We start from the raw sequence: 8,879 nt of genomic DNA, 5'->3' as shown, positions 1-8,879 counted from the left end.
CCAGTTGCTGTGGGCATGATGTCTTGCCCCTGTCCGTAGATGATCCGGGGGGTGTTGTCACCCGCAGCAGCCGGACGCTGGTGACCGCTGATAAGGGGAACGACCCACCGCGTGTGAGGTCTTTCGTAACGTGGGTGCGGAACCGGTCGTCCACCGGCTGGCCCCGTATCGACTTGACCGAGAGGCGGCAGGAGAGATGGATATCGAGGACATCGAGGTCTTCATCGGCATCGACGTCGGCAAGACGGACCACTGGGCCACGGCCCTGAGCCGGGACGGGCGGAAGGTCCTCGACAAGCCCCTTCCCAATGACGAGGCACGTCTGCGTTCCCTTTACGGCAAGCTGGCCGACCACGGGAGGCTGCTGGTGGTGGTCGACCAGCCCGCCACCATCGGGGCCCTGGCCGTGGCGGTGGCCCAGGACATGGGCATCACCGTGGGCTACCTGCCCGGACTGTCGATGCGACGCATCGCCGACCTGACGCCGGGCAGCGCCAAGACCGACGCGAAGGACGCGGCCGTCATCGCCGGCGCGGCCAGGAGCATGCCTCACACCCTGAGAGCCGTCAGCGCCTCGGACGAGGACGCGGCCGCCTTGTCGATGCTCACGGGATTCGACCTGGACCTGGCCCGCCAGGTCAACCAGAGCGCTAACCGGATCCGGGGCCTGTACACCCAGATCCACCCCGCCCTCGAGGCCGTGGTGGGGCCCTGGCTGGAGCACGACGCCGTCTTGGAGGTCATCGCCGCCTGGCCCACCCCAGCCGATCTGAAGCGAGCGGGCAAGGCAAGGATTGACGCCAGGCTCAAGAAGCACGGGTGCAGGCGGCACGCCACCTGGGCCGGCCAGATCGTCTCGGCCCTGGAGCACCAGACCGTGGTGGTCGCCGGCACCGACGCCGCCGCAACGGTGCTACCTCACCTGGCCAGGCAGCTCATCGCCCTGCACGCTCAGCGGGCCGATGTCGCCGCCCAGGTCGAGGCCCTGGTGGAGGCCCACCCTCTTTATGAGGTCCTGATCTCCATGCCCGGGATCGGGGTCAGGACCGCCGCCGTCTTCCTGGCCGAGACCCTGGGCAAGACCTTCGACACCGGCGCCCAGCTGGCCTCCTACGCCGGGCTCGCTCCCGTCACACGCCGCTCCGGCTCATCGATCCGTGGTGAGCACGTCTCCCACGGCGGCAACAAGAGGCTCAAGCGCGCCATGTTCCTGTCCGCCTTCGCCTCCCTGCGCTCCGACCCCGTCTCCCGGGCCTACTACCAGCGCAAACGAGACCAGGGCAAGCGTCATAACCAGGCCGTTCTCGCCCTGGCCCACCGCCGCATCCTGACCCTGCACGCCATGATCCGAGATGGAGCCCTCTACGACCCACAACCAGCCACGAAACTACCCGCCGCCGCTTGACACACCACATAGGGGCACCCCCCCACACAGTGCACCCAACACCACACACAACAGGCCACCGGGCAGTGTCCGTGGGTCGATAGTCTGTTGCCAGAAGCTCGTTGACGGGCACCACCACACACGTGAATGAGAGATGAGCATGGCTGACGACAGACCTGGCGCCCGTCGAGCGCGGCACAACGGGAACGGAGACCGGCACGGTTTCGCACCGCGCCGCTCCTACGGTGACGGTCAGCGTCGCTCCTACGGTGAGCGCGATGGTGGCGAGCGCCGCTCCTACGGCCGGAGCGGCGAGCGTACAGGCGGATCGCGGACGGGCCGCTTCACCCGGGACGACCGCCGCGACTCACGGCCCCCGCAGCGCCAGCGCGTGCCTGAGCCCCGTGTGCCTGAGGACGTGGTTCCGCAGGACCTCGAGCCCTCCGCCAGGCGTGAGCTGCGCGCCCTCGGACGCGCCAACGCCGAGAACGTCGCACGGCACCTTGTCATGGTCCAGCGGCTGCTCGACACCGACCCCGAGCTCGCGTACCAGCACGCTCGCTATGCCGCCTCGCACGCCGGACGCATCGCCGTCGTCCGTGAGTCGGCGGGCATCGCCGCCTATCTCTCGGGCCACTACGTCGAGGCCCTGCGCGACATCCGCGCCGCGCGCCGTCTGTCGGGCCTGGACCTTCACCGGGCCATCGAGGCCGACTGCGAGCGCGCCCTCGGTCACCTTGGCCGGGCTCTCAAGGCGGCGGCCGAGGCGGACCCGAGCCAGCTCGACGACACCGAGGAGGCCGAGATCGCCATGGTGGTCTCGGGGGTGCGGCACGAGATGGGGGAGACCGAGCTCGGTCTCGTCGTCATCGAGGAAGCCATCATGATGTTCCGCGGCGACCGCGAGACCCGCCGCCGCCTGCACTCTGTGCGTGCGGACAGGCTCGAGGAGCTCGGGCGCCTCGAGGAGGCGCAGGTGGTACGCGAGCGCATTGGTCAGGGCCCTGAGGACCTGCCGGAGGACGTCGCCGTCTACGACATGGAGGACGAGTCCGAGGTCACCGGCGCCGAGGTCACCGGCGAGCCGGGTGCGTCGGCCGGCGCACCCTCTCACGAGCCCGCCGAGGGGACCGCGGCCGACCCAGAGGACGCCCGTGATGACGACGGCGGTGCGGGCACCGACGAGGTCCTGGACAACGAGGACGAGAGCTGGACCGGTTCCTTCGCCCAACGTGTCGAGGCGGAGATGGCCGAGCTGCTCGGCGAGGAGGTCGCCGACACCTCCTCCACCGACGCCTCCTCCACCGACGCCCCTTCGACCGCAGCGCGCGGCAGTGACGAGGACTGATCCGATGAGCACCGTCCTGCTGGGCTCGAGCCTGCCGCTCGCGCAGGCCTACGACTGCGCCCTGCTCGACCTCGACGGCGTCTGCTTCGCCGGCGAGGCCGAGGTCCCCCACGCCGCCGAGTCGGTCAACGCGGCGCGTGACGAGGGCATGCACCTCACCTTCGTCACCAACAACGCGTCCCGCGCCCCGCAGACCGTCGTTGACAAGCTCGCCCGCAACCGCATCCGCGCCCGGGCCACCGAGGTCTTCTCCGCCGCCATGGACGCTGCCGCTCTCCTTCGCGAGCACCTGGAGCCGGGGGCCAAGGTCCTCGTCGTCGGCGGCGAGGGAGTGCGTCAGGCGCTGGCCGACGAGGGCTTCGTCGTCGTCGGCTCCGCCACCGACGCACCGGACGCCGTCGTCCAGGGCTGGGACCCCGCCGTGGACTGGGCGATGCTCTCCGAGGGCTGCTACGCCATCACCGCCGGCGCGCTGCACGTCGCCACCAACACGGACGCGACCCTGCCCACCGAACGCGGCTTCGCCCTGGGCAACGGCAGCCTCGTGCGGGCCGTCGCCAACGCCACCGGCAAGGACTTCCTCTCCGCGGGCAAGCCCCACCCCGGCATCTACCAGCGGGCCCTGCTCCGCTCCGGCGGGACCCGGCCCCTCGCCGTCGGCGACCGGCTCAACACGGACCTCACAGGCGCGCGTGCCAGCGCCATCCCCGGCATGCATGTGCTCACCGGCGTCAGCTCCGCGCGCGACGTCGTCCTGGCAGACCCCGCTGAGCGCCCCTCCTTCCTCCACACCGACCTCAGGGGGCTGCTCGAGCCCCACCCGCAACCCACCCGCGACGCCCAGGGAGCCTGGCACTGCGGAGCCTCCACGGCACGTGTGGGTGAGGACGGCACCCTCGAGGTGGACGGCACCCGCCTGGCAGGAGCCGACGTCACCGTCGGCCTCAATGCCTACCGCTCCCTCGTCAGCGCCGCCTGGGAGCACGCCGACGCCGCCCGGGTCGGCGGTGGACCGGCCGGTGCGGTGACGGTGCCTCACCTCACCGTCACCTACGAGGCCGGCCAGCCGTGAGCCCCACGGCGTCGGGCCCCCGCCCGGCCCTGCCCGCCGGAGCGTCCCGTCCCCTGCCCGCCCCACCACGGGCAGCGGCCGCCCAGGAGACCGCCTCACGGCTGGAGCAGGCGGGTGCGCACGTGAGGCAGCGGCTCGCGCAGGCGGGCGCGCTGCCCCTCGAGGAGCGGGCGGCGGCGCTTGCCTGCCTCCACGAGGACCTCACCGCCGTCCTGCGGGGGGCGGAGGACTGACGTGGCCAGACTCATCCGCATCGACTCCGAGCTCGTGCGCCGCGGCCTGGCACGCTCACGTTCCCAGGCCGCCCAGATGGTCACCGACGGCCACGTCACCCTCGACGGCCAGGTCGTCACCAAGCCCGCCCGGCAGGTTGACCCGGCCCAGGCCATCGAGGTCGTCACCCCCAGCGGCGACGACTATGTCTCACGCGGCGCCCACAAGCTCGCCGGGGCCCTGGAGGCCCTCGCTGCCCGCGGCAGCGCCCCACGGGTCGAGGGTCGCAGGTGCCTGGACGCCGGAGCCTCCACCGGCGGCTTCACCGACGTGCTCCTGCGCGCAGGCGCCGCCCACGTCGTCGCCGTGGACGTCGGTTACGGACAGCTCGCCTGGTCCCTGCAGTCTGACGACCGCGTCACGGTCCTGGACCGCACCAACGTCCGCACCCTCGACCCCGCCGCCGTCGCCCCCGCGCCCGGGCTCGTCGTTGGCGACCTCTCCTTCATCTCCCTCACGCTCGTGCTTCCCGCCCTCGTGGCCGCTGCGGCCGACGACGCCGACCTGCTGCTCATGGTCAAGCCCCAGTTCGAGGTCGGCAAGGAGCGCCTGGGCCACGGAGGGGTCGTGCGCGACCCCCAGCTGCACGTCGAGACCGTCCTGGCCGTTGCGCAGGCCGCGCACCGCCTCGGGCTGGGGGTTGAGGCCGTCGTCGCCTCCCCGCTGCCCGGACCCGCAGGCAACGTCGAGTACTTCGTGTCCATGCACGCCGGGCGCCTGGGCGCCGAGGATGACCTCGACGGCGACGCCCTGAGGGACGAGGTCATCCGCGCCGTCGAGCAGGGCCCAGCTGGGGGCCTCGGCCGACGACCCCGAGACAGGAGGAACCCGTGAGCCCCGTCCCGACCCCTCGCCGCGTGCTCGTCCTCCAGCGCGAGCACAATGACCAGCCGGTGCCCGCCTCCCGCCGCAGCGGCTCCACGGCCCTCGTGGGTGAGCAGGTGCGCCGGGCCCTGCGCTCCCACGGCGTCCAGCCCGTCGCCCCCGGGGACGGCGCCGCCGACCTCGTGCTCGTCCTCGGTGGCGACGGCACGATCCTGCGCGCCTGCGAGATCGCCCGCGACCTCGACGTCCCGCTCGTCGGTATCAACACCGGTCACGTCGGCTTCCTGGCGGAGGCGGACCCGGACGACGTCGAGCAGGTCGTCACCGACCTCGTCGCTGGCCGCTACACCGTCGACGAGCGCATGACCATCGAGGTCGAGGTCGAGACCGCTGGTGGCACCGTCATCCGGGGCTGGGCGCTCAACGAGGCTGCCCTGGAGAAGCGCGACCGCGCCCGCATGCTCGAGGTCGCCGCCGGTGTCGACGGACAGGCCGTCTCCTCCTTCGGCTGCGACGGCCTGCTCTTCGCCACCCCCACTGGCTCCACCGCCTACGCCTTCTCGGCCGGGGGCCCGGTCATCTGGCCCGAGGTCGAGGCCCTGCTGCTCGTGCCCATCGCCGCCCACGCCCTGTTCACCCGCCCCCTCGTCGTCGGGCCCCGCTCCTGCCTCGAGGTACGGGTGCAGGACACCGGCATGCAGCAGGCGGAGATCTGGTGCGACGGACGCCGGATGCTGCCGGTTCCCTCCCATAGCGTCATCCGCGTGCGCCGTGGTGAGCGCAACGTGCGCCTGGCCCGGCTCAACGAGGCGCCCTTCTCCGAGCGCCTCGTGCGCAAGTTCTCCCTTCCCGTGGCCGGGTGGCGCGAGACCACGGCGATCGCCCCCTCCAGCGAGGGCGCCGTCTCCAGCGAGGGCGGCGCCGCGTGATCGAGTCCCTGCACATCGAGGACCTGGGCGTCATGGAGCGGGCCGACCTGCGCCTGAGCCCGGGCCTGACCGCCCTCACCGGTGAGACCGGTGCGGGCAAGACCATGGTGCTCACCTGCCTGGGCCTGCTGCTTGGCCAGCGCGCCGACACCACGGTCGTGCGTGCTGGCACCCAGCGCACGCTCGTCGAGGGCACCTTCGTCCTCGACCCGGCCTCGCGCGCCGCCCAGCGCGCTCTCGACGCCGGGGCCGAGCTCGATGAGGACCTCCTCATCGCCTCACGCACCGTGCCCGCCGCCGGCCGCTCGCGCGCCCACCTGGGTGGGCGCGCCGTGCCCTCCGCCGTCCTGAGCGAGGTCGGCGCCCAGCTCGTCAGCGTCCACGGCCAGGCGGACCAGCTGCGCCTGCGCTCGGCCTCCGCCCAGCGCGCGGCCCTCGACTCCCTGGGCGGCAGCGCGCACACCGCCCTGTGCCGGCGCTACTTAGAGGCCTACCGTCTCCTCCAGCGCTGCGAGAAGGACCTGGCCGACTGGCAGGCCGACGCCGAGGACCGGGCCGCCGAGGCCGCCCGCCTGCGCCACTGGCTCGAGGCCGTCGAGGAGGTCTCTCCCCGGCCGGGGGAGGACACCGCCCTGACCATCGAGGCCGAGCGGCTCGACCACGCCGAGGACCTGCGCCTGGCGGCCCGCTGCGCGCTCACCGCGCTCACAGGTGACGAGGACCTGACCGGGCAGGCGCCCGATGCTCTGGCCCTCATCGCCCACGCTGAGCGGGCCCTGGCGCTCGGGGCCGACGTCGACCCGGTCCTGGCCGAGCTCGCGCACCGCCTCAGGCAGCTGTCCGTCCTCGCGGCGGACGCGGCCTCAGAGCTCGGCGAGTACCTCGCCTCCCTCGACGCCGACCCGGCCCGCCTGGCCTGGGTACAGGACCGCCGCGGCGAGCTCGCCCGGCTGCTCAGGCAGGTGGGCGGTCCCGAGGAGCAGATCGAGGACATCGACGCCCTCCTCGCCTTGTGCGAGCGCGCCGCCGAGCGCCTGGCGCAGATCGACGGGCCCCAGGACACCGCCACCGCGCTCAGCGAGCGGCGCGACGCCGCGCGCGACGGGCTCAACGCCGTCGCCCGTGAGCTGACCACCGCGCGCACCCAGCTGGCCGGACGCCTCGAGCAGGCGGTCACCGCCGAGCTCGAGGGCCTGCACATGAGGGGAGCGCGCCTCGTCGTCGAGCTCGACCGCCTGGACGAGCCGGGGCCCACCGGCGCTGAGACCGTCACCCTGCTCCTCTGCCCGCACCCCGGGGCCCCCGCCCTCCCGCTGGGCAAGGGAGCCTCCGGTGGTGAGCTCAGCCGCATCATGCTCGCCCTCGAGGTGGTGCTCGCCGAGGCCTCCCAGGCTGGGCAGGACGGTCCCAGCCGCCAAGGACACCAGCGCACCCTCGTCTTCGACGAGATCGACGCCGGCGTCGGCGGGCGCGCGGCACGCGAGATCGGACGCCGTCTCGCCCGTCTGGCCCGCAGCCACCAGGTGGTGGTGGTCACCCACCTGGCCCAGGTGGCCGCCTGGGCGGACACCCAGCTCGTCGTCCACAAGGAGCAGACAACCGACCACGGTCAGGACGGCGTCGCCGGCAACGGCCCCGCCACCGCGGGCCGGACCCGCACCCAGGTCCTCGACGTGAGCGGCCAGGACAGGGTCCGTGAGCTCGCCCGCATGCTGTCGGGGCACGAGGACTCCGAGGCCGCCCTGCGCCACGCCGTTGAGCTGCTCGACGAGGCGCGCGTGGCACAATCCCAGCCGTGAGGAACCCGTTCCGCAAGCAGGCGGCCTTGGACCCTTCGCGCCCCAGCGGCGTGGTCCGGGTGGACGCGCGCACCAAGAAGCTGACCAAGAGGCTCCAGGCCGGCGAGGTCGCCGTCATCGACCACACCGACCTCGACCGGGTCGCTGCCGAGTCCCTGGTCGAGGCCGGGCCCGTAGCCGTCCTCAACGCGGCACCCTCCGTCTCGGGCCGCTACCCCAACCTCGGCCCCGGCATCCTCCTGGAGGGCGGCATCCCCCTCGTCGACGACCTCGGCCCCGATGTCATGCGCCTGCGCGAGGGCCAGCGCGTCGTCATCGACCTCAGTGACTCCGAGGCCCGCGGCACCGTGCGCCTGCTCGGCTCCGACGACGTCCTCGCCCAGGGCACCGTCCAGACCCCCCAGAGCGTGGCGGCCTCAATGGAGGCCGCCAAGCAGGGGCTGGCCGTCCAGCTCGAGGCCTTCGCCGTCAACACCATGGAGTACATGCGCGGTGAGCGGGACCTGCTGCTCAACGGCGTCGGCATGCCCGACGTGCGCACCCCCATGAGCGGACGCCACGTCCTGGTCGTGGTGCGCGGCTACTCCTACAAGGAGGACCTGGCGGCCCTGCGCCCCTACATCCGCGAGTACAAGCCCGTCATCATCGGTGTGGACGGCGGCGCTGACGCCGTCCTCGAGGCCGGCTTCACGCCCCACATCATCGTCGGCGACATGGACTCGGTCTCGGACAAGGCGCTGCGCTGCGGCGCCGAGGTCGTCGTCCACGCCTACCGCGATGGCCGCGCCCCCGGGCTGCGGCGCGTGGAGGAGCTGGGGGTGGAGCACCTCGTCTTCGCCGCCACCGGCACTAGCGAGGACATCTCCATGCTCCTGGCCGACGCCGCCGGGGCCGAGCTCATCGTCGCCCTGGGCACCCACGCGACCCTGCTGGAGTTCCTCGACAAGGGCCGCGAGGGCATGTCCTCGACCTTCCTCACCCGGCTCAAGGTCGGCGGACGGCTCATTGACGCCAAGGGCGTCTCGCGGCTCTACCGCACCCGGATCTCCGGCTGGCAGCTGCTGCTGCTGGCGCTGTCCGGGCTCGTCGCGCTCTTCGTCGCCCTCGCCTTCACCCCGGCCGGTCAGACCTTCCTGGGACTGTCCGGCGCCGTGTGGGACGAGCTGCTGACCTTCCTCCGCTCGCTGGTCGGCCTCGTGCCGGACAGACCCTCCGTCTGAGCACACGCCCCGTACCCGAGGACCACGAC

Annotated in this window: 8 protein-coding genes; all 8 read left to right on the top strand. The window is 72.7% G+C overall.

Features of this window, described 5'->3' with window-relative positions; all coding sequences use genetic code 11:
* Positions 1-196: 196 nt before the first annotated feature.
* A complete protein-coding gene (locus tag ACSJJR_RS03490) occupies positions 197-1,405 on the top strand; it encodes an IS110 family transposase (RefSeq protein ID WP_435941460.1) in 1,209 nt (402 codons plus the stop codon).
* A gap of 370 nt (positions 1,406-1,775) precedes the next feature.
* Entirely contained in the window at positions 1,776-2,732 is a 957-nt protein-coding gene (locus ACSJJR_RS03485; RefSeq protein ID WP_435942094.1) for a hypothetical protein, read from the top strand.
* A 4-nt stretch (positions 2,733-2,736) separates the two neighbouring features.
* Positions 2,737-3,804 (top strand): HAD-IIA family hydrolase, encoded by a 1,068-nt coding sequence (locus ACSJJR_RS03480; protein ID WP_435942092.1) that lies wholly within the window; start codon positions 2,737-2,739, stop codon positions 3,802-3,804.
* A complete protein-coding gene (locus tag ACSJJR_RS03475) occupies positions 3,801-4,037 on the top strand; it encodes a hypothetical protein (protein WP_435942090.1) in 237 nt (78 codons plus the stop codon). The genes ACSJJR_RS03480 and ACSJJR_RS03475 overlap by 4 nt, the downstream gene beginning before the upstream one ends.
* Position 4,038: 1 nt before the next feature.
* Positions 4,039-4,911 (top strand): TlyA family RNA methyltransferase, encoded by an 873-nt coding sequence (locus ACSJJR_RS03470; RefSeq protein WP_435942089.1) that lies wholly within the window; start codon positions 4,039-4,041, stop codon positions 4,909-4,911.
* Complete coding sequence (locus ACSJJR_RS03465; protein ID WP_435942087.1) at positions 4,908-5,831, top strand: NAD kinase; 924 nt, start codon at positions 4,908-4,910, stop codon at positions 5,829-5,831. The genes ACSJJR_RS03470 and ACSJJR_RS03465 overlap by 4 nt, the downstream gene beginning before the upstream one ends.
* On the top strand, positions 5,828-7,630 hold the full coding sequence (gene recN / locus ACSJJR_RS03460; RefSeq protein WP_435942085.1) for a DNA repair protein RecN: 1,803 nt from the start codon (positions 5,828-5,830) through the stop codon (positions 7,628-7,630). Before ACSJJR_RS03465 ends, recN begins: the two co-directional genes overlap by 4 nt.
* Entirely contained in the window at positions 7,627-8,850 is a 1,224-nt protein-coding gene (gene steA, locus ACSJJR_RS03455) for a putative cytokinetic ring protein SteA (RefSeq protein WP_435942084.1), read from the top strand. The genes recN and steA overlap by 4 nt, the downstream gene beginning before the upstream one ends.
* Positions 8,851-8,879 lie beyond the last annotated feature (29 nt).

Source organism: Actinomyces sp. W5033 (assembly GCF_051303165.1).
Note: the sequence above shows the minus strand (reverse complement) of the source record. Positions and strands in the feature narration are given on the sequence as shown.